Here is a 19804-nt window from a genome sequence, read left to right on the forward strand (position 1 = left end):
AGCAAGCTTTGGGATTCTTTTATGGTATAAGCAAATATTATCTGCTTGCGATATCGATGTAATTTCTTTCCTGAGCACCTTGGTAAACCTGTCTTGGTCTTCCGATCGGGTCTCCTTTCAGTCTCATTTCTTTCCACTGAGAAATCCATCCCGGAAGTCTTCCTAATGCAAACATTACAGTAAACATTTCTGTAGGAATTCCTAATGCTCTGTAGATGATACCTGAGTAGAAGTCTACGTTTGGATATAGTTTTCTTTCTACGAAGTACTCGTCTTCCAGCGCTACTCTTTCTAACTGCATTGCAATGTCAAGAGCTTTATCCTGAATCCCTAATGCTTTAAGGATATCATCAGCAGCTTTCTTGATGATTTTCGCTCTTGGGTCGAAGTTTTTGTACACTCTGTGTCCGAATCCCATTAGACGGAAGCTATCCCCTTTATCTTTAGCTTTAGCAACATATTTAGATACGTCACCTCCATCTTTTTCAATCAATTCAAGCATTTCGATTACAGCCTGATTAGCACCACCGTGAAGTGGTCCCCAAAGTGCAGATACTCCGGCAGAGATAGAAGCGAAAAGACCTGTGTGAGCAGAACCTACCATTCTTACTGTAGAAGTAGAACAGTTTTGTTCGTGGTCTGCGTGAAGGATTAATAATTTATCTAGAGCATTTACTACTACCGGATCGATTTCGAAATCAGCGTTTGGTAATCTGAATGCCATTTTGTAGAAGTTCTCTACGTAGTTCAGGTTGTTATCACCGTGGTTTAATGGTAAACCTTGAGTTTTTCTGTAAGTCCAGGCACAAAGGTGAGAGAACTTAGCGATCATAAGCTCAGCAGCATGATCCATTTCTTCTTTAGAGTTTACGTTCACTGCTTTCGGGTTGAAAGCTGTCAAAGCAGAAGTCATAGAAGATAAAACTCCCATAGGGTGAGCAGAACGAGGAAAAACATCAATGATCTTTTTCATTTCGTCTGCGATGAAGTTATATTTTTTAATGTTGTTGTCGAATGAAGTAAACTGATCCTGAGTAGGTAATTCTCCATGTAATAAAAGATACATTACTTCAGTGAAGTTAGATTTCTCAGCAATCTGTTCGATTGGATAACCTCTGTAGAATAATTCTCCTTTATCTCCGTCTAAGTAAGTGATGTCGCTAATGGTAGCTCCTGTATTTTTGTAACCTAAATCCAGAGTGATCAAACCTGTCTGGTCTCTTAATTTTGAAATATCAATCCCTCTGTCTCCGATAGTACTATCCACGATTGGATATTCATATGAATTACCGTCGTAATTCAATATTACTTTGTTGTCTGACATTATTTATTTATTTTTTTTAAATATACCACTTTCCATAAAATACGGCAAACTAAAAATTTCGCTTGCCGTTATTTATAAATTCGATTAATTATCTTTTGATTTTAAAAGCTTCCAACCCTGGGAAAATTGCAGTTTCACCTAAAGCTTCTTCAATTCTCAATAACTGGTTGTATTTTGCCATTCTGTCTGATCTTGATGCTGAACCTGTTTTGATCTGTCCACAGTTCATTGCTACCGCTAAATCAGCAATTGTAGAATCTTCAGTTTCTCCTGATCTGTGAGACATTACTGAAGTGAATTTGTTATTCTGAGCCATTTGTACAGCAGCCATTGTTTCAGAGAGAGAACCGATCTGGTTTACTTTTACAAGGATTGAGTTGGCAATACCTTCTTTTACTCCTCTTGATAATCTGTCTACGTTTGTTACGAATAAATCGTCCCCTACCAGCTGTACTCTGTCACCGATTTTATCTGTAAGCATTTTCCATCCTTCCCAGTCATCTTCCTGCATACCGTCTTCGATAGAGATGATCGGATATTTAGCAGCCAGTTCTGCAAGGTAAGAAACCTGCTCTTCTCTTGATCTGTGAGCACCTTTGTCTCCTTCGAATTTTCTGTAATCGTAAGTTCCGTCTTTGTAGAATTCTGAAGCAGCACAGTCTAATGCCAGCATGATGTCGTCACCAGGCTTGTATCCAGCTTTTTCGATCGCCTGAAGTAATGTATCCAAAGCATCTTCTGTTCCGTTGAAAGTAGGAGCAAAACCTCCTTCGTCTCCTACTGCTGTAGAAAGACCTCTACCTTTAAGGATGGATTTTAGGTTGTGGAAAATTTCAGTTCCTTTTCTCAAAGCGTGAGAGAAAGAATCTGCTTTTACCGGCATGATCATAAATTCCTGGAATGCGATAGGCGCATCTGAGTGAGATCCACCGTTGATTACATTCATCATTGGAACCGGAAGTGTATTGGCATTTACTCCACCAACATATTTATAAAGAGGCATTCCCAATTCAGCAGCAGCAGCTCTGGCTACCGCTAGAGAAACACCAAGAATAGCATTAGCACCAAGATTACCTTTGTTAGACGTTCCGTCAAGATCAATCATAATCTGATCGATATAGTTTTGTTCGAAAACCGGTTGTCCCACTAAATTCTCTGCAATTACTTCTTTTACATTTTCAACAGCTTTCAGAACTCCTTTCCCCTGATATTCTGAACCACCATCACGTAATTCTACCGCTTCGTGTTCTCCTGTAGATGCTCCTGAAGGTACAGCTGCACGGCCCATTGCCCCGCTTTCTGTAAATACATCTACTTCAATGGTAGGATTTCCTCTGGAATCTAAAATCTGTCTTGCTTCTATGTAAGAAATTGCACTCATTTTTTATTTTTTTTAGTTTAGACAAATTTAATCAAAATTTAACTTTCAGGGGTATTTCACGGGATTTTTTTGAGATAAATCCGAGTTAAATTTTAGTTAATTTATATTATGATAATACGACAAATTCTTTGTGAAGAACCAGGTTTTTAAAATGGTAAAACAATCTTACGAAAAAACTCCAGACACTATAAAATGCTGGAGCTTAAAAAAATTATTTAATATTAGTTTTTGTTGTAGCTTACCTCTTTATTTATAGTTTTATTTTACCTAGCCCAACTAATAGGTTTAATGCTACAATAAGATTCCCTTTCTTCTCATAATCTCCATTAAAATCCTTACCGAAGGAGAATGTTAATCTTTGGTTTTTTGTCAATTCATATTCAAAATTAAGAAGGTACTTCCAGGAAGCTTCAAAATCTGATTTATTAAGTATACTTCTATAAATACATTCTCCACTTAAAAGAAATTTTTCTTCAAATATTTTGAATACCAGTCGTGATCCAAAATCTAAAGTGTGTAAATTTTCTTTTTTCAGTGATGGGTTTGCTAAAGATGAATCTGGATTGTACAGATATCTAGCCATAAAAATAAATGTTGATGGATGCTTCTCCCAATTGTACCCCCCGGTCAGCCAGACTCCGACTTTACTTATTTGTGAATTATTAAATTTATTACTTCTGAAATCTAAAACTGTTCCCATTGACATATCCAAAAAAGGCCCATAACGCTCTAGTTTAATTTCTTGAACATCTTTTCTTATCTTATCATCCAATTCAGCAAGTCCTAAATTGTGTTCTCTCGTTAATAAATCAATACGCTGCAATTCAAGATGATCTAGTCTTTCTATCGCTTCCTGAAGTTCTAAATATTCTTTACTTGTTGTATTTTTTAAAGCCTTTTTCTTTTTTAACAGTTCCATTTTAGAAGTGTGATATTCTATTATTAGTTTATCATTTTCTATAAGATCTATTCTCTTCTGGCGTGCAATATGATATTGATAGACCTCTCCTAAAATTTTTCTCGTGTTTTCATCAAACCTTCCTCTTAGTAAAGAAAACTTAGCTCCAAAACCTAACCTGGATTTATCTTCAATATTTAGCTCATCATCTTTTTCGATGCCTCTAAAACCTAGAGATATAATAAAACTCTGTTTAAATTTTTCACTAAAGCTAGCGCTATCAATTAAATTTTGATATTTCCCATTTAACTTAAAGGGAGCGATATCCATTGCAAAAGATGTTGGTAAACCGGAAAAATTACCGGTTCCTTCCCTCAAAGAAACCATTACGCTTTTTAAATCAGTAGGTTTTTCAATATCGGAATTTGCAATACCCAATAAATTTGCAGCAGGCGACGCTTGCGCACGCAATAAATCTAAATCTATCTCATCCTTTTCTTGGCTAAAATAAAGATGAGAACACAACATGCATATCCAACATATTAGTAATTGTATTGTTTTCATGATCCTTATTTGAAGTTAATAAAATGTAATATTATATGTAAAAGTAGCTGTAGCTCCTTCATTACCTACATCTATAGTGTGGCTATCTTGATAAATTATCTTGTTATTCTGTTTTATTTTTATTTTTAGAATAGTATTATTATTTTCGGGATCTCTATTTGAATCTGTAATTTCGGCACCTATAACAAAAGCGTTTCCAATCAATTCTTTACACGTACCAATTACAATATCATCTTCCGATGTTTCAATATATATTGAAGGTTTATTAGTTCTTAAAACTTTAAGTCTTGCCGAACCAAATTGATTTTCTCCTCCAAAATATATTGACACTGTAACTTCTGAATTATCATCTGGTAATTCCAGGTTCTTCCCAGCAACATATCTACTATCTCCCCCAAGAACATCCAATAATGAACTATTTATCATCTGCATTTCCAAAATTTTATAGTTTAATAGATGATTTTGGGCTTTTAAAATTTTTTCTGTTTGATTTTTTTTAGCTTTCATGACATTTCGTTTTTTAAGTTTTTTATTATTTTCTCGGTGTAGGCGATAAAAGTCCGGCTAAGGCTCCTATTGCACCTGAAGAAATGGTCGCAAAAATAGTGACCAGCTGATTATCTTTAGCGGCACCATCATTCCAGTAAGCAATGAGAATAAGCCCTGCTATAATGGTAATAACTGCCAACCCGAGCATAAGTACAATAATTCTGTAGATCCAATAGTCTGTGTCTTTCGGGTTTTTTATTTCTACATTTTTAATAGCCTCTATCGGATTGGTTTTGAACTTCTCCTGAAGATCCGTGTTGTTTTTCAAAGCAGCTTCCAAATCTCCAATACTGTCGTTAATAAGAGTTTTCATGGCTTTTAATTTTATATATCAAATTTCCTTCTAAAAAAAGGACCAGTCAATTACACAAAAGGGTAATTTATTTATAGGGCTATTTTAAACACCAGACAGGTTCCCGGAGTTTCGGGTATAATTGTATATTCGCCGGATAACTCGTTCATTCTTCGTTTCATATTTCTAAGGCCGTTACCTTCTTTCTGCCCATCGGGGATTCCGTTTCCGTTATCAGAGATTTTCATAGAGAAATTATTGTCTTCCTGCGAGAAGGAAAGTTTCACCGTATTTGCCTGACTGTGTTTGTACACGTTATTGACAGCTTCTTTTAAGCAGAGAAAAAGATTACGTCTCATTTCTGTGGAGATAGGCGTTTCTACGATGATATCTTCACATTCTGAATACACCATTATTCTTGTTTTCTTCAAAAAGTTTCCGGTATAAAGGATAGCATACTCGATAAAGCTTCCTAAGGTGTCATTTCCTGAATTCAGGCTCCAGAGCATTTCTCTCATGGAGATGTTCATTTCTTCGGAGGTTTTCAAAAGTTCATCGATATCACTTTGCAGATCATCGTCTCCAGCCTTCTGTTTCAGAAATTCTGCCTGAAGTTTCAATGCAGAAATTCCTGCTCCCAGATCATCATGCATATCGTGTGAAATACGCTCCCGTTCCTGTTCCAGCACTTTTTGTTTCTCGAGTTCTTTCTGAAGAAGCTGGTTTTGATGTTCGGATTCTTTGAGTTGTTGTTCTTTAAGGTATAAAAGCTGTTTCCGGTTGTACATTAGTACAATGAAAATAGTAAAAGCAACTAAAAGCACAACCAGGAGTAATGCTATTAAAAAAATAAGTTTTATTTCTGAAGGTAAAGACTTCATTTTCTATCCATCAATTTATATTTGTGTAAAGCAATAAAGAATAAGCCACAGCATACGATATTGATTATATTCAATATCTGTTTCAACAATTTGAGAAATGGTTTATCAATTTCATCCAGCAGATACATAGGAGTAATTCTGAAAAGAAAAAAACAGCTCCATAAAAGTATTGAAGTTGAAATCCAAAAGACAGGATCTTCCGTAATTTTCGATTTACTGATATTGTTTAATTTATAACTGCACCAGTACAATACCTGGAGTATATTGATGACGCAATAGGTAATCGCAATATTCAGATTATACTTATCAACATAAAAAAGCTCAATATTCAGGAGTATAGCTATTACAACTATTATGGATACTACAACCGCTATCTTCTTATTTTTAATGTACCTGAAATAAAAGATGATAAAATAAAAGCTATTGAAAAGATTCAGATAATTATACTGAATTGATTTCGTTGAAATAAGATTAATTTCTGAAAAAAAATCTACAGTAAAATTGACGATTAAATACAACAAAAAATAGTCTTGAGAGGACAATTTGCTTCCTCTCAAAACTATGATTCCTTTTATCAATACCATAAAAGAAATAATATAGTAGGCTGTAATAAGCATTTTATGGCTCTAGGCTTCCCTGATCATAATATGGAAAATCTGCACTGAGCAATTGTTTATTATTATCTGAAGGCATGGTTGCAAGATATAGTGACTCTTTTCCAGTCGCAAAAGTCATAGTCTTTTTCCTTCCAATGCATGGTATAAAATCAAGTCTAACAACATTTTTTCTAAGACAGCCCTCCAAATACATGTGTATTCTATCGATGTATTGTTTTACGAGAATCAAATCATAACGTATACATTCGGCGACATATGCATCGCTTGATGCATTGATAAGAATTTGGCCTACGCGAGTTCTATTGAAGTCCCCAAATGAATTAACATTAATCTCATAATAAGTATCCAAATTAAATATAAAATAATGTTTGGCGGGTTTAGCCTCTGTCTCCGTTTCAACGTGGAAGGAAAGCGTTGCATATAAATATTCTTTTTTACTTTTTAAGAACATTTGATTCTCTTCGCCCAGTATTCTGGAATATTCACTTATGTTACTGTCTGTAATTTCTCTGAAAGAGATTTTCATCAATGTATAACCTTCATTTAAACGGTCTCTGACAAGGGTTTCAAATAAACGGAAGTCGACATATAACTCCTGTGCAAGGTTGGGAACCCGTTGCTGGAATACGCCACTGTTTACCCGAAATTCTTCATCACCAATAGGATGCGTGACAAAAAATTTCACACCATTTTTTACAATATAATCCTTTATCCATTGTTCCTGTTCAGTAAACTCGGTCATTTCATAGAAATCTCTAATTGTTCCTGCTTTCTGCATAGCAACGATGGTTGCTTCCAGGGCACATTTAAAATCGTAAAGTTCTTTTTCCATTTTTTTAGTTTTTTGATTGATTAAATTTATTAACTGCTTCCACTTTATTGTTGACGTGGAGTTTTCTGTAGATATTTCCGACGTGTTTTTTAACAGTATCGATACTAATGAATTTTTTATCCGCAATTTCTTTGTAAAGGAGTCCCTGCGAAAGAAGTTCAAGGATTTCCTTTTCGCGTTCTGTCAGTTCATCGAAGCCTCTGATTTCCGGAAGTTTTTTTTCAAAATGGCTGAGTACTTTCCTTGCAATAGAAAAACTCATGGGTGCACCGCCACTGTATACATCCCGTATGGAAGAAAGAATTTTATCCATACTTTCACCTTTTACCAGATATCCCATAGCACCAGCTTTTAGCGAATTAAAAATCTTTTCATCATCATCAAAACTGGTACACATGATAAACTGTGTATTGGGCATTTCTTTCCGTAATTTTTCAATGATTTCGATTCCTAGCATATCCTGTAATTGAATATCCATCATCACAACATCAGGAGAAATATCGGGTAGATTTGTTATGGCATCATTACCATCAAAGAACTGAGCAATCACTTTCATATCCTTCTGATAATCGATGACCTTCTTCAACGCATTGTTGTAGTTTTTCTCATCTTCTACTATGGCTATGGAAATGCTCATGACTTTGTTTGTTTGAAGCAAATTTCAACAGAAAACAGTTTCAAATCAATTACACTTTTGTGTAATATGAATGTTTGAGTTTGAGGTGATGGTTCAGTTTTTTAGTTTTATTAAATTTAATCAATTTTTGTTTCCAAAAACCATATACGTATAAATATTTCACAATAAATTAAAAACAAAAACAAATAAGACACAATAAATCACCTTAAATTAACAATTATTTCATAATATGATTGAGAATTTGCTGATCAGCCTGCTTACTTCACTATGGAATTTGATTTTCTTAAAAGATCAATCTGTTTTTTTCTTTCCAATCCTATTCCAGCAATATAAAGTGCCCGCTGATGACCTGCTGTAATATTCCAACGTCTCTCAGAATTTTTTGATTGGAAAAACTGCCTCTCTTTAATTTCAAAATTTTCTTTTTCCCAAGCCAAGTATTCAGAGAGAAAAACAAAAGAAATATGCATGAATAACCATTAAATTTTCTCATATTGTAAGGCATGATTTTTGTAAAATCAAATTATAAAATCATATTGAATATCAAATAATATAATCATGAAAAAAAGTCTTTTAGCACTAAGCGCTGTATTGGCACTAGCTGTAGTCAGCTGTAAAAAAAGTGAAAGCGGAAACAAAAGCATTATCAAAACAGACAGTTCAGAAACTGTAGTGACAGACCATAATGGAAAGCTAGATTCGGTAACACAAAGTTCTTCAACAGTAGATATCAACGGAAAGAAAATTGAGAAAACCGATTTTGTTTACAAAGCTACCGACGGCACATTGGTAAAAGTAGTATTTAAAAATGATCCGAAAGAAAATACAGTAGCCATTACCAGCAATAAGAAAACATTTACATTACCTAAATCGGAAACCAAAGGTGATGAAACGATTTACAAGAAAGATGATATGACTGCAAGGGTAAAAGGAGACAGCCTTCACCTTGAACAGGGTAATAATATTATTGAGCTGAAAAGAACTAAAATCTAAATAAAAATTGTCCTTCATTACTGAGGGACATTTTATGTAAAGAACACTAAACAAAAAAACCATCCGGAATCCGGATGGTTTTTTTTATATATCTGAATGAATATTATTCTTCAGTTTTTTCTTCAGTAGTATCAGCTTTAGCTTCTTCTACTTTTTCTTCTACTACAGGAGCATCAGCAACTACTGCTTCCGCTTTTTTAGTAGTAGCAGTTGATCTTCTGCTTCTTCTTGTAGCTTTTTTCTCTTCAGCATTAGGGTTGTAAAGCTCGTTGAAATCTACTAGTTCGATAAGAGCAGTATCAGCAGCATCACCTGGTCTGAATCCTGTCTTGATGATTCTTGTATAACCACCGTTTCTTTCAGCGATTTTAGGAGCTACAGTTCTGAATAATTCAGCAACCGCAAATTTATTTTGAAGGTAAGAGAATACTACTCTTCTGTTGTGTGTAGTATCTTCTTTTGCTTTTGTTAATAGAGGCTCAACATATACTCTTAAAGCTTTAGCTTTAGCTACAGTAGTGTTGATTCTTTTATGCTCAATTAGAGAACAAGCCATATTAGAAAGTAAAGCACTTCTGTGAGAAGCTGTTCTTCCTAAGTGATTGAATTTTTTACCGTGTCTCATTATTAATTATTTATCAGCGTCTAACTTATATTTTGCAACGTCGAAACCGAAGTTAAGACCTTTTGAATGCACTAATTCTTCTAGTTCTGTCAAAGATTTTTTACCAAAATTTCTGAATTTCATCAAATCAGACTTACTGTAAGAAACCAGTTCTCCAAGAGTTTCTACTTCAGCCGCTTTCAGACAGTTAAGGGCTCTTACAGAAAGATCCATATCTGCTAATTTAGACTTAAGAAGTTGTCTTGTGTGAAGAGTTTCTTCATCGTACTGGATAGATGCTTTTACAGCTTCAGTTTCAAGCGTGATTCTCTCATCAGAGAATAACATGAAGTGATAAATTAATATCTTAGAAGCTTCAGTTAAAGCATTCTGAGGGCTGATAGACCCGTCAGTTTCTATATCTAATACAAGTTTTTCGTAGTCTGTTTTTTGCTCTACACGATAATTTTCAATGCTGTATTGTACTTTCTTGATCGGCGTGAAAATAGAGTCGATAGCAATAGTTCCTACAGGAGCATTGTTTGACTTATTTTGTTCAGAAGGAACATACCCTCTTCCTTTTTCAATATTGAAAGTAATTTCGAAAGTTACATCACTGTTTAGGTTGCAGATCACTAGATCCGGGTTCAGAACCTCAAATCCATTGATAGACTTTCCTAAATCACCAGCAGTAATAACCGTTTGACCTGAAACTTTAGCAACAACCTGCTCGTTAGCCTGGCCTTCTGCTGCAGCTTTTAATCTTACCTGCTTAAGGTTAAGAATAATTTCGGTAACGTCTTCGATTACTCCTGGAATAGTTGAAAATTCGTGCTCTACACCTTCTATTTTGATAGATGAAATAGCGTATCCTTCCAGAGAAGAAAGCAACACTCTTCTCAAAGCATTACCGATTGTAAGCCCGAAACCTGGTTCTAAAGGTCTGAATTCAAATTGACCTTTAAATTCATCAGAGTTAAGTAAAATTACTTTATCGGGTTTTATGAATTGTAAAATTGCCATATTATTGGGTTGAGCAAAAATTTGATTAAAAAATTATTTAGAGTAAAGTTCGACGATAAGGTTCTCCTTAATGTCCTCCGGAATCTGGATTCTTTCAGGAGCAGAAATGAAGGTACCTTCTTTCTTCTCATCGTTGAATTGTAACCACTCATAGTTTGACTTAGAAGCCAATGCATTGGTAACAACTTCAAGAGACTTAGACTTTTCTCTTACAGCGATTACATCACCAGCTTTTACCAAGTAAGAAGGGATATTAAGAATCTCTCCGTTCACAGTGATGTGTCTGTGAGAAACTAATTGTCTCGCTCCAGATCTTGTTTTAGCAAAACCTAATCTGAACACTACGTTATCCAATCTTGATTCACAAAGTTGTAATAGAACTTCCCCTGTTACACCTTTACTTCTGTGTGCCTTGTCAAATAAGTTAGCAAACTGTCTTTCTAAAATACCGTAAGTATATTTAGCTTTTTGTTTTTCAGCTAACTGAACTGCATATTCTGATTTTTTAGCACCTCTTCTTTTGTTAGGACCGTGTTGTCCTGGCGGTTGGTTTTTTCTCTTTTCGAAGTTTTTGTCATCTCCGTAGATTGCAGCACCAAACTTTCTAGCAATCTTAGTTTTAGGTCCAATATATCTTGCCATAATGGGTAAATTCTAAAAATTAAACTCTTCTTCTTTTTGGTGGTCTACATCCGTTGTGTGGCATTGGAGTCACATCAACGATTTCGCTAACTTCAATTCCTGAATTGTGAATAGATCTGATAGCAGATTCTCTACCTGCACCTGGACCTTTCACAAACACCTTTACTCTTCTTAAACCAGCTTCGTGAGCTACAGCAGAGCAATTTTCAGCTGCCATCTGAGCAGCAAATGGAGTATTCTTTTTAGAACCTCTGAAACCCATTTTACCGGCAGAAGCCCAAGAGATAACCTCTCCGTTTTTATTTGTTAAAGAAATGATGATGTTATTGAAAGAAGCCTGAATATGCGCTTCTCCAATAGCTTCAACTTTTACTTTTCTCTTCTTAACTACTTTAGTTTGTTTTGCCATAATTCCTAACGATTATTTACTAGCTTTTTTCTTGTTAGCAACAGTTTTTCTCTTTCCTTTTCTGGTTCTAGAGTTGTTTTTCGTTCTCTGGCCTCTTAAAGGTAATCCAAGTCTGTGACGTATTCCTCGTTGGCATCCTATGTCCATCAATCTCTTGATGTTCAATTGCACTTCAGATCTTAATTCTCCTTCAACTTTTACGTTTTCTAAGATATAAGTTCTGATGGCAGCCAATTCATCGTCATTCCATTCGTTGACTTTTTTGTCTTCGCTGATACCGGCAGCTTTAAGGATTTCAGAAGAAGTACTTCTTCCAACACCATAAATGTAAGTTAAACCGATAACTCCTCTTTTGTTTTTTGGTAAATCAATACCTGCAATTCTCGCCATAATTTAATTAACCTTGTCTTTGTTTAAATTTTGGGTTCTTCTTGTTGATTACGAACAGTACACCTTTTCTGCGTACGATTTTGCAATCAGCGCTTCTTTTTTTAATTGATGCTCTTACTTTCATTTTGATAGTATTTATTTTTTAACAAGAGCCAAATGGAGATCCGAAGATTCCATTTGGCGTTTGTTTAATATCTAAATGTGATTCTCCCTTTTGATAAATCATAAGGAGACATTTCTAGTTTTACCTTATCACCAGGTAAAAGTTTAATATAATGCATTCTCATTTTACCAGAAATATGAGCGATAAGAATATGCCCATTTTCTAGTTCTACACGGAACTGAGCGTTCGAAAGTGCTTCCGTTATAACGCCGTCTTGTTCAATATGTTTTTGTTTTGCCATAAATTAATATCCAGTCGTTCTTGATAATTTAGACTGCATTAAGCCATCATAATGATGGTTCAGCAGATATGTATTAATCTGTTGAACTGTATCTAAAATTACACCCACCATAATTAATAGGGACGTTCCCCCAAAAAATAGGGCAAACGCATCTGTCTGAACAAAGGTTCCATGCACAATTGCCGGAAGGATTGCAAAGATAGACAAAAATATTGCACCTGGCAAGGTAATTTTTGATAAAATATCATCTAAATAATCAGCGGTCTCTTTTCCTGGTCTTACTTTTGGTACTAAACCTCCATTTCTCTTCAAATCATCAGCCATCTGGTTTACCGGAATTGTAATCGCAGTATAGAAAAATGAGAAGATAATAATTAATAGCGCAAACAATACGTTGTACTGCCAGCTAAAAACATTCTTGAAACCTGCAAGAAAAGTATTAGACTCATCGAATTTTGTTAATAATCCTGGTACGAACATCAATGCCTGAGCAAAGATAATCGGCATTACACCAGCAGCATTTACTTTCAATGGAATCCATTGTCTTGCTCCCTGCATAAGATTTCTGTTTACACCTCCTCTTGCTTGAGCTCTGCTTACATACTGAATTGGGATTTTTCTAACAGCAACTGATAAGATCACTGCTAAAAGAACAACCACCATCCAGAATAATACTTCAATAAGGATCATGATAGATCCCATTCCTCCTTTTCCGTTCTGCACGGCCATCTCCTGTACGAATGCCTCAGGCAATCTTGAAAGGATCCCCACCATAATAAGGATAGAGATACCATTTCCGATTCCTTTATCGGTAATCTTTTCACCTAGCCACATTGCAAATACTGAACCGGCAACCAAAATAACAATACTTGGTAACCAGAACATGATTGAATTTGGCTCTACATAGTATGCAGACTGGAACTGAGCATATGGTAAGAATAATTGAGTAATAGAAGTTAAGTAAGAAGGCGCCTGTACCAGACAAACTCCAATCGTTAACCATCTTGTAATTTGGTTCAATGTATTTCTACCTGACTCTCCATCTTTCTGAAGCTTCTGAAGATAAGGAATAGCCATCCCCATCAACTGAACAATAATAGAAGCAGAAATATAAGGCATGATTCCTAACGCCATTACGGAAGCGTGGCTGAAAGCTCCCCCCGTAAACGACGAAAGCAAGCCAAGGAGACCTGCTCCTTGCTTGTTACCGCCTTGATTTTTATAATGCTCTAAGAGATCTCCCACCTCTGCAAGGTTAATTGCAGGAAGCGAGATATAAGATGCGAATCTATACACAAGGATAATACCTAAAGTAAAGAGAATTTTATCTCTAAGTTCTTTAAGACTCCAAATATTTTTAAGTGTTTGTATAAATTCTTTCATTAGTAAGTATTATAAGGTAATTGCTTTTCCACCTGCTTTAGCAATAAGCTCTTCAGCAGATTTAGTGAATTTGTCAGCAGAGATTGAAACCGCAGATTTCAATTCTCCTCTACCCATAATTTTCACTAATTCGTTTTTAGAAATTATCCCGTTTGCTATTAGAACTTCTTTCGTGATTTCTCCAGTGATGGATTTGTTCTCGATTAAAGTTTGGATAGTATCAAGGTTAACTCCTCTAAACTCTTTTCTGTTTACGTTTTTGAATCCGAATTTAGGTAATCTTCTTTGTAAAGGCATCTGTCCACCTTCGAAACCGATTTTTTGAGAATAACCAGCTCTAGCTTTCTGACCTTTGTGTCCTTTTGTTGAAGTACCTCCTTTTCCACTACCTTGACCTCTACCAATTCTCTTTGAGTTGAAAGTAGATCCTGCAGCAGGTTTTATGTTATTTAAATTCATTTTAATTTCTCTTTTATAAAATTATTTTTGAACTTCAAGTAAGTGTCCTACAGCAGCGATCATTCCTAAGATGGAAGGAGTAGCTTCATGTTCTACAACTTGGTGAAGTTTTTTTAATCCTAATGCTTCAAGCGTTCTCTTTTGGGTTTTTGTTCTACCAATAGCGCTTCTTACTTGCTTTACTTTAATTGTTGCCATTGCTTTAATTATTAACCGTTAAACACTTTACTTAGAGAAATCCCTCTCATTCTAGCGATTTCTTCAGGTCTTCTGATGTCTAATAACGCTTTGAAAGTAGCTTTCACCACGTTGTGAGGGTTAGAAGATCCTTTAGATTTTGAAAGGATATCGTGAATACCAGCAGATTCCAATACCGCTCTTACCGCACCTCCGGCGATCAATCCTGTACCGTGAGAAGCAGGTCTTAAGAAGATATCTGCACCACCGTATCTAGCAGTAGTTTGGTGAGGGATAGTATGGTTCATTACAGGAACTTTCACAAGGTTTTTCTTAGCGTCTTCAACTGCTTTAGCAATTGCAGAAGCAACCTCTTTAGATTTTCCTAAACCGAAACCGATAACACCTTCTTCGTTACCTACTACAACAATAGCAGAAAATCCGAAAGCTCTACCTCCTTTGGTTACTTTTGTTACTCTGTTAACAGCTACGAGACGATCTTTTAATTCTAATCCTCCCGGTTTTACTCTTTCTATATTATCTAGTCCTAACATATTTTCCGAAATTTAATGATTAGAATTTAAGTCCACCTTCTCTTGCACCATCAGCCAGAGCTTTTACTCTACCGTGGTATACGAATCCGTTTCTGTCAAATACAATACTTTCGATTCCTGCAGCGATAGCTTTAGCAGCGATAGCTTTACCAACAGCAGCAGAAACTTCAGTCTTAGTACCTTTAGCGTCTACACCTTTCTCTCTTGAAGAAGCTGATGCTAAAGTTTTACCATTTTTATCGTCGATTAACTGAGCGTAAATTTCCTTATTACTTTTGTATACAGATAATCTTGGCAATTCAGAAGATCCAGAGATTTTCCCTCTTACTCTTCTTTTGATTCTTATTCTTTTTTCTAATTTACTTAATGCCATAATACTTATAATTTATTAAGCAGATTTACCAGCTTTACGTCTAACAATTTCTCCTACGAATCTTACACCTTTTCCTTTGTATGGTTCAGGTTTTCTGAAAGAACGGATCTTTGCAGCTACCATTCCTAGAAGTTGGTTGTCGTGAGACGTTAAAGTAATAATTGGGTTTTTACCTTTTTCAGTCAATGTATCAACTTTTACTTCACTTGGAAGTTCTAATACGATACCGTGAGAGAATCCTAAAGCCAACTCAAGTTTTTGACCTGCGTGTGAAGCTCTATATCCTACCCCTACTAGTTCAAGTTTCTTTTCGAAACCTGCACTTACACCAACAATCATGTTGTTGATTAACGCTCTGTATAAACCGTGAAGCGCTTTGTGTTGTTTAGAATCAGATGGTCTGTTTACGTTAAGTTCACCATCTTTTTGTTCTATAGTAATTCCTGCAGTAAGCTCCTGAGAAAGTTCTCCTTTAGCTCCTTTTACAGTTACTACACCGTTGTTTTCAGTGATTGTAACTCCTGCTGGAATTGTTATAATTGCTTTACCAATTCTTGACATTTTCCTCTGATTAAAAATTAATAAACATAGCAGATTACTTCACCGCCTACTTTCTCTTCTCTAGCTTTCTTGTCAGTCATTACTCCTTTAGAAGTAGAGATGATAGAAATACCCAAACCGTTTAGTACTCTTGGAAGCTCAGCTGAACCTTTGTACTGTCTCAAACCTGGTCTAGAAGCTCTTTGGATAGACTTGATAGCCGGTTTGTTAGTTTGCTTATCATACTTTAAAGCGATTTTGATCACTCCTTGAACAGCGTTATCTTCAAACTTGTAGTTTAAGATATACCCTTGATCAAATAGGATCTTAGTAATCTCCTTTTTGATTTTCGATGCAGGAATTTCCACCACTTTGTGGCCTGCGCTTTGTGCGTTCCTTACTCTAGTTAGGAAATCTGAAATTGGATCTGTTACCATTTTTCTTTTATAAATTATTGGTTAAAGAACAATCAGTTTTGCAAAGACTTGAAGAGTAAAATATCAGACTTCAGAAATCTTCGGTCTGATATTTTTATCTTTAGTATCTGAACAACTTAATTGTTCCGATTTTTTAATTAGTAATAATTACCAACTAGCTTTTCTTACACCTGGGATAAGACCGTTGTTTGCCATTTCTCTGAAAGTTACTCTGGAAATACCGAACGTTCTCATGTATCCTCTTGGTCTACCTGTTAGTTTACATCTGTTGTGTAATCTTACAGGAGAAGCATTTTTAGGCAATTTTTGAAGTCCTTCGTAATCACCAGCTTCTTTAAGAGCTTGTCTTTTAGCAGCGTATTTAGCAACTAGTGCTTCTCTTTTGCGCTCACGCGCTTTCATTGATTCTTTAGCCATTTCTTAGTTCTTTTTAAATGGTAAACCGAAGTGAGTTAATAATGCTTTAGCTTCTTTATCTGTTTTCGCAGTAGTAACGAAAGTGATGTCCATCCCCTGGATTTTTTTCACTTTGTCAATTACGATTTCAGGGAAGATAATCTGCTCAGTAATACCTAAGTTGTAGTTACCTCTACCATCGAAACCATCAGCTTTGATTCCAGAGAAATCTCTGATACGAGGCAAAGCAGAAGCAGTAAGTCTGTCTAAGAATTCATACATCTGGTTTCCTCTTAGGGTAACCTTTGCACCTACTGGCATACCTTTTCTCAATTTGAAAGCAGCTTCGTCTTTCTTAGAGATTGTACCAACAGCTTTTTGACCTGTGATATTTGTAAGCTCTTCTACAGCATAATCAATGATTTTTTTGTCTGCAGTAGCATCACCTAAACCTTGTGATACAACGATTTTCTCTAATTTAGGTACTTGCATTACTGACTTATACCCGAATTCTTCCATCATTGCAGGAACAATTGTCTCTTTATATGCTTTTTTGGGTCTTGCTATATATTCCATGTTAATTCAAATTATAAAGTTTCACCCGTTTTTTTGTTAATTCTTACTTTCTTATCTCCTTCGATTTTGTAACCGATTTTGATAGCTTTTCCGTCTTTACCAACTAAAGCTACGTTTGAGATATGAATAGAAGCTTCCTTCTCAGTAATTCCTCCTTGAGGATTAGAAGCTGAAGGCTTAACGTGTTTTTTAACGATGTTAAGTCCTGCAACGATTACTCTTGGGTCTCTACCTTCTTTCTTGATCACTTCAATAACTTCACCAGTCTTACCTTTGATATCTTTCTTACCAGTAGTAATGATTACGTTATCTCCTCTTTTTATTTTTAACTTTGACATTTCTTTTAAAAATTTTTAAAATTAAAGTACTTCAGGAGCTAATGAAATGATTTTCATATATTCTTTGTCTCTCAACTCACGAGCAACTGGTCCGAAAACACGCGTTCCTCTCATTTCTCCCGCTGCGTTTAGTAATACACAAGCATTGTCGTCGAATTTGATGTATGAACCATCTTTTCTTCTTACTGCTTTTTTAGTTCTTACTACTACAGCTTTAGATACCTGACCTTTTTTTGCGTTTCCAGATGGCGTAGAATCCTTGATCGTAACAACGATTTTATCACCAACTGAAGCATATCTTCTTCTGGTTCCTCCCAGAACTCTGATAACTAGTACTTCTTTAGCACCTGTGTTATCAGCAACTTTTAATCTTGATTCTGTTTGTAACATTATTACTTAGCTTTTTCAATGATTCTTACTAATCTCCATCTCTTGCTCTTGCTCAAAGGTCTAGTTTCCTGGATCAAAACTGTATCACCTTCTGTGCATTCGTTGTTCTCGTCGTGTGCAGTATATTTTTTCGTTTTCAAAACGAATTTACCGTACATCGGGTGCTTTACTCTTGTAGTTTCACTAACAACAATAGTTTTTTCCATTTTATTGCTGGAAACCACTCCGATTCTTTCTTTTCTTAAATTTCTATCCATTGTAAAATGAAATTATTGTTTGTTAGTTAACTCAGTGTTTAGTCTTGCGATTGTTTTTCTCAAATCTCTGATTTGAATCGGGTTTTCAATTGGGCTGATTGCATGAGCCAATTTCAATTTAGAATATTGAGCTTTTGCTTCAGTTAATTGAGCTTGAATATCACCCGCGCTTAAATTTTTAATATCAGCATTTTTCATTGTATTCAAAGATTATAGAGGTTTAACAAAATCGTTAGCAACGATGAATTTAGTAACTACTGGTAATTTTTGTGCAGCAAGTCTAAGAGCTTCCTTAGCGATATCGTAAGGTACACCTCCAACTTCGAACATAATTTTACCTGGTTTTACTACAGCTACCCAGTATTCAACAGCACCCTTACCTTTACCCATACGTACTTCCGCTGGTTTCTTAGTAATTGGCTTATCCGGGAAGATTTTGATCCATAGTTGACCTTCTCTCTTCATATATCTTGTCGCAGCGATACGAGCTGCTTCAATCTGTCTTGCAGTGATCCAAGCTCCTTCCGTTGCTTTGATCCCAAAAGTTCCGTATGCAAGTTGACTACCTCTTTGGGCATTCCCCTTCATCTTCATCTTGTGAACTCTACGGAATTTGGTTCTTTTTGGTTGTAACATAATTTCTAAATTTTAGATTTTAGATTTTAGATTTTAGATTTTTTTTAATTTTAAAAAAGTAACGGTAATTTAAAATTCAAAATTTCTAATCTAAAATTTTAATTATTATTGTTATTGTTGTTGTTTTTTCTAGGTCTTCTGTTGTCTCTGTCTCCTCCTCTGTTTCCTCTGTCTGACTGACCTCCTTTTTTCTGTTGTCCCACTAGTGGAGAAAGTTCTCTTTTACCGTAAACTTCACCTTTCATGATCCAAACTTTAACTCCTAGTCTACCGTAAGTAGTGTGAGCTTCTGCCCAGTGGTAATCGATATCAGCTCTGAAAGTTGACAATGGAATTCTTCCTTCTTTGAAAGATTCTGATCTTGCCATTTCAGCTCCGTTTAATCTACCAGAAATCTGAACTTTGATACCTTCAGCACCCATTCTCATAGTACTTGCCATTGCCATTTTAACAGCTCTTCTGTAAGAAATTCTGTTTTCAATTTGCTTAGAAATACTATCAGCAACTAGTACAGCATCTAATTCAGGTCTTTTGATTTCGAAAATGTTGATTTGAATATCCTTACCTGTAAGTTTCTTCAACTCTTCTTTCAATTTATCAACTTCCTGACCTCCTTTACCGATGATAAGTCCCGGTCTAGCAGTAGTAATAGTTACTGTAACTAATTTTAAAGTTCTTTCAATATAAATTTTTGAAATACCACCTTTAGATAATCTAGCTTCAAGGTATCTTCTGATTTTGTAGTCTTCAGCGATTCTGTCTCCATAATCGTTTCCACCAAACCAGTTAGAATCCCATCCTCTGATGATACCTAATCTGTTACCAATTGGATTTGTCTTCTGTCCCAT

Annotated in this window: 32 protein-coding genes; 1 reads left to right on the forward strand and 31 read right to left on the reverse strand. The window is 35.4% G+C overall.

Annotated features, from left to right (window positions below; genetic code table 11):
* Nucleotides 1-37 precede the first annotated feature (37 nt).
* The 9 genes from RAH34_RS12245 to RAH34_RS12285 form a co-directional block, all read right to left on the reverse strand.
* Nucleotides 38-1324 (reverse strand): citrate synthase, encoded by a 1287-nt coding sequence (locus RAH34_RS12245; protein ID WP_034694713.1) that lies wholly within the window; start codon nucleotides 1322-1324, stop codon nucleotides 38-40.
* Between the two features lie 88 nt (nucleotides 1325-1412).
* On the reverse strand, nucleotides 1413-2705 hold the full coding sequence (eno, locus tag RAH34_RS12250; protein WP_114819959.1) for a phosphopyruvate hydratase: 1293 nt from the start codon (nucleotides 2703-2705) through the stop codon (nucleotides 1413-1415).
* Nucleotides 2706-2955: 250 nt separating this feature from the next.
* Entirely contained in the window at nucleotides 2956-4167 is a 1212-nt protein-coding gene (locus tag RAH34_RS12255; RefSeq protein ID WP_306596343.1) for a hypothetical protein, read from the reverse strand.
* A gap of 15 nt (nucleotides 4168-4182) precedes the next feature.
* A complete protein-coding gene (locus RAH34_RS12260) occupies nucleotides 4183-4674 on the reverse strand; it encodes a hypothetical protein (RefSeq protein WP_114819957.1) in 492 nt (163 codons plus the stop codon).
* 25 nt (nucleotides 4675-4699) lie between these two features.
* Nucleotides 4700-5029, reverse strand: a complete 330-nt coding sequence (locus tag RAH34_RS12265) for a hypothetical protein (RefSeq protein WP_114819956.1) — start codon at nucleotides 5027-5029, stop codon at nucleotides 4700-4702.
* A 71-nt stretch (nucleotides 5030-5100) separates the two neighbouring features.
* Nucleotides 5101-5889 carry a sensor histidine kinase gene (locus tag RAH34_RS12270; RefSeq protein WP_306596344.1) on the reverse strand — a complete coding sequence of 263 codons (789 nt, stop codon included), beginning with the start codon at nucleotides 5887-5889 and terminating at the stop codon, nucleotides 5101-5103.
* Nucleotides 5890-6507: 618 nt separating this feature from the next.
* Nucleotides 6508-7338 carry a hypothetical protein gene (locus tag RAH34_RS12275; protein WP_114819953.1) on the reverse strand — a complete coding sequence of 277 codons (831 nt, stop codon included), beginning with the start codon at nucleotides 7336-7338 and terminating at the stop codon, nucleotides 6508-6510.
* A gap of 4 nt (nucleotides 7339-7342) precedes the next feature.
* On the reverse strand, nucleotides 7343-7975 hold the full coding sequence (locus RAH34_RS12280) for a response regulator transcription factor (protein ID WP_114819952.1): 633 nt from the start codon (nucleotides 7973-7975) through the stop codon (nucleotides 7343-7345).
* Between the two features lie 257 nt (nucleotides 7976-8232).
* Entirely contained in the window at nucleotides 8233-8445 is a 213-nt protein-coding gene (locus RAH34_RS12285; RefSeq protein ID WP_306596345.1) for a hypothetical protein, read from the reverse strand.
* An 88-nt stretch (nucleotides 8446-8533) separates the two neighbouring features.
* On the opposite strand from RAH34_RS12285, the gene RAH34_RS12290 reads away from it, so the two are divergent.
* A complete protein-coding gene (locus RAH34_RS12290; protein ID WP_306596346.1) occupies nucleotides 8534-8968 on the forward strand; it encodes a hypothetical protein in 435 nt (144 codons plus the stop codon).
* A gap of 103 nt (nucleotides 8969-9071) precedes the next feature.
* Here the strand turns inward: RAH34_RS12290 and rplQ are convergent, their stop codons facing one another.
* The 22 genes from rplQ to rpsC form a co-directional block, all read right to left on the reverse strand.
* Nucleotides 9072-9593 (reverse strand): 50S ribosomal protein L17, encoded by a 522-nt coding sequence (gene rplQ, locus RAH34_RS12295; protein WP_062673619.1) that lies wholly within the window; start codon nucleotides 9591-9593, stop codon nucleotides 9072-9074.
* A gap of 6 nt (nucleotides 9594-9599) precedes the next feature.
* Entirely contained in the window at nucleotides 9600-10595 is a 996-nt protein-coding gene (locus RAH34_RS12300) for a DNA-directed RNA polymerase subunit alpha (protein ID WP_047376582.1), read from the reverse strand.
* A 33-nt stretch (nucleotides 10596-10628) separates the two neighbouring features.
* On the reverse strand, nucleotides 10629-11237 hold the full coding sequence (rpsD, locus tag RAH34_RS12305) for a 30S ribosomal protein S4 (RefSeq protein ID WP_062673615.1): 609 nt from the start codon (nucleotides 11235-11237) through the stop codon (nucleotides 10629-10631).
* Between the two features lie 19 nt (nucleotides 11238-11256).
* Nucleotides 11257-11646 (reverse strand): 30S ribosomal protein S11, encoded by a 390-nt coding sequence (gene rpsK / locus RAH34_RS12310; RefSeq protein WP_034694697.1) that lies wholly within the window; start codon nucleotides 11644-11646, stop codon nucleotides 11257-11259.
* Nucleotides 11647-11658: 12 nt separating this feature from the next.
* Nucleotides 11659-12036 (reverse strand): 30S ribosomal protein S13, encoded by a 378-nt coding sequence (rpsM, locus tag RAH34_RS12315; protein WP_034694696.1) that lies wholly within the window; start codon nucleotides 12034-12036, stop codon nucleotides 11659-11661.
* A 7-nt stretch (nucleotides 12037-12043) separates the two neighbouring features.
* Nucleotides 12044-12160: a 50S ribosomal protein L36 gene (rpmJ, locus tag RAH34_RS12320; RefSeq protein WP_007839480.1), complete on the reverse strand. Its 117-nt coding sequence runs from the start codon at nucleotides 12158-12160 to the stop codon at nucleotides 12044-12046.
* 64 nt (nucleotides 12161-12224) lie between these two features.
* The gene (gene infA / locus RAH34_RS12325) at nucleotides 12225-12440 is read right to left on the reverse strand and encodes a translation initiation factor IF-1 (RefSeq protein WP_027381317.1); all 216 of its coding nucleotides are present in this window, start codon (nucleotides 12438-12440) and stop codon (nucleotides 12225-12227) included.
* Between the two features lie 3 nt (nucleotides 12441-12443).
* The gene (gene secY, locus RAH34_RS12330) at nucleotides 12444-13823 is read right to left on the reverse strand and encodes a preprotein translocase subunit SecY (protein ID WP_034694694.1); all 1380 of its coding nucleotides are present in this window, start codon (nucleotides 13821-13823) and stop codon (nucleotides 12444-12446) included.
* A gap of 9 nt (nucleotides 13824-13832) precedes the next feature.
* Nucleotides 13833-14282: a 50S ribosomal protein L15 gene (gene rplO, locus RAH34_RS12335; RefSeq protein WP_114819950.1), complete on the reverse strand. Its 450-nt coding sequence runs from the start codon at nucleotides 14280-14282 to the stop codon at nucleotides 13833-13835.
* Nucleotides 14283-14303: 21 nt separating this feature from the next.
* Nucleotides 14304-14480, reverse strand: coding sequence for a 50S ribosomal protein L30 (rpmD, locus tag RAH34_RS12340; RefSeq protein ID WP_027371710.1), 177 nt, complete (start codon nucleotides 14478-14480; stop codon nucleotides 14304-14306).
* 11 nt (nucleotides 14481-14491) lie between these two features.
* Nucleotides 14492-15013: a 30S ribosomal protein S5 gene (rpsE, locus tag RAH34_RS12345; protein WP_002983245.1), complete on the reverse strand. Its 522-nt coding sequence runs from the start codon at nucleotides 15011-15013 to the stop codon at nucleotides 14492-14494.
* 19 nt (nucleotides 15014-15032) lie between these two features.
* Nucleotides 15033-15386 (reverse strand): 50S ribosomal protein L18, encoded by a 354-nt coding sequence (gene rplR / locus RAH34_RS12350; RefSeq protein WP_034694689.1) that lies wholly within the window; start codon nucleotides 15384-15386, stop codon nucleotides 15033-15035.
* Nucleotides 15387-15401: 15 nt separating this feature from the next.
* Entirely contained in the window at nucleotides 15402-15947 is a 546-nt protein-coding gene (rplF, locus tag RAH34_RS12355) for a 50S ribosomal protein L6 (RefSeq protein WP_110008552.1), read from the reverse strand.
* Nucleotides 15948-15964: 17 nt separating this feature from the next.
* Nucleotides 15965-16363: a 30S ribosomal protein S8 gene (rpsH, locus tag RAH34_RS12360; RefSeq protein WP_002983236.1), complete on the reverse strand. Its 399-nt coding sequence runs from the start codon at nucleotides 16361-16363 to the stop codon at nucleotides 15965-15967.
* Between the two features lie 147 nt (nucleotides 16364-16510).
* Complete coding sequence (rpsN, locus tag RAH34_RS12365) at nucleotides 16511-16780, reverse strand: 30S ribosomal protein S14 (protein ID WP_002983233.1); 270 nt, start codon at nucleotides 16778-16780, stop codon at nucleotides 16511-16513.
* 3 nt (nucleotides 16781-16783) lie between these two features.
* Entirely contained in the window at nucleotides 16784-17335 is a 552-nt protein-coding gene (rplE, locus tag RAH34_RS12370) for a 50S ribosomal protein L5 (protein WP_034694682.1), read from the reverse strand.
* Between the two features lie 11 nt (nucleotides 17336-17346).
* Entirely contained in the window at nucleotides 17347-17673 is a 327-nt protein-coding gene (gene rplX, locus RAH34_RS12375) for a 50S ribosomal protein L24 (RefSeq protein ID WP_047427597.1), read from the reverse strand.
* 21 nt (nucleotides 17674-17694) lie between these two features.
* Nucleotides 17695-18063 carry a 50S ribosomal protein L14 gene (rplN, locus tag RAH34_RS12380; RefSeq protein ID WP_002983226.1) on the reverse strand — a complete coding sequence of 123 codons (369 nt, stop codon included), beginning with the start codon at nucleotides 18061-18063 and terminating at the stop codon, nucleotides 17695-17697.
* 2 nt (nucleotides 18064-18065) lie between these two features.
* Nucleotides 18066-18320, reverse strand: coding sequence for a 30S ribosomal protein S17 (gene rpsQ / locus RAH34_RS12385; RefSeq protein ID WP_027371715.1), 255 nt, complete (start codon nucleotides 18318-18320; stop codon nucleotides 18066-18068).
* Between the two features lie 12 nt (nucleotides 18321-18332).
* A complete protein-coding gene (gene rpmC / locus RAH34_RS12390) occupies nucleotides 18333-18518 on the reverse strand; it encodes a 50S ribosomal protein L29 (RefSeq protein ID WP_034694678.1) in 186 nt (61 codons plus the stop codon).
* Nucleotides 18519-18530: 12 nt separating this feature from the next.
* On the reverse strand, nucleotides 18531-18956 hold the full coding sequence (gene rplP / locus RAH34_RS12395) for a 50S ribosomal protein L16 (protein WP_076596996.1): 426 nt from the start codon (nucleotides 18954-18956) through the stop codon (nucleotides 18531-18533).
* Between the two features lie 98 nt (nucleotides 18957-19054).
* Nucleotides 19055-19804: a 30S ribosomal protein S3 gene (rpsC, locus tag RAH34_RS12400; RefSeq protein ID WP_034694675.1), complete on the reverse strand. Its 750-nt coding sequence runs from the start codon at nucleotides 19802-19804 to the stop codon at nucleotides 19055-19057.

The sequence above is a fragment of the Chryseobacterium sp. WLY505 genome, from assembly GCF_030846215.1.
In the GTDB taxonomy this organism is placed as follows: Bacteria; Bacteroidota; Bacteroidia; order Flavobacteriales; family Weeksellaceae; genus Chryseobacterium.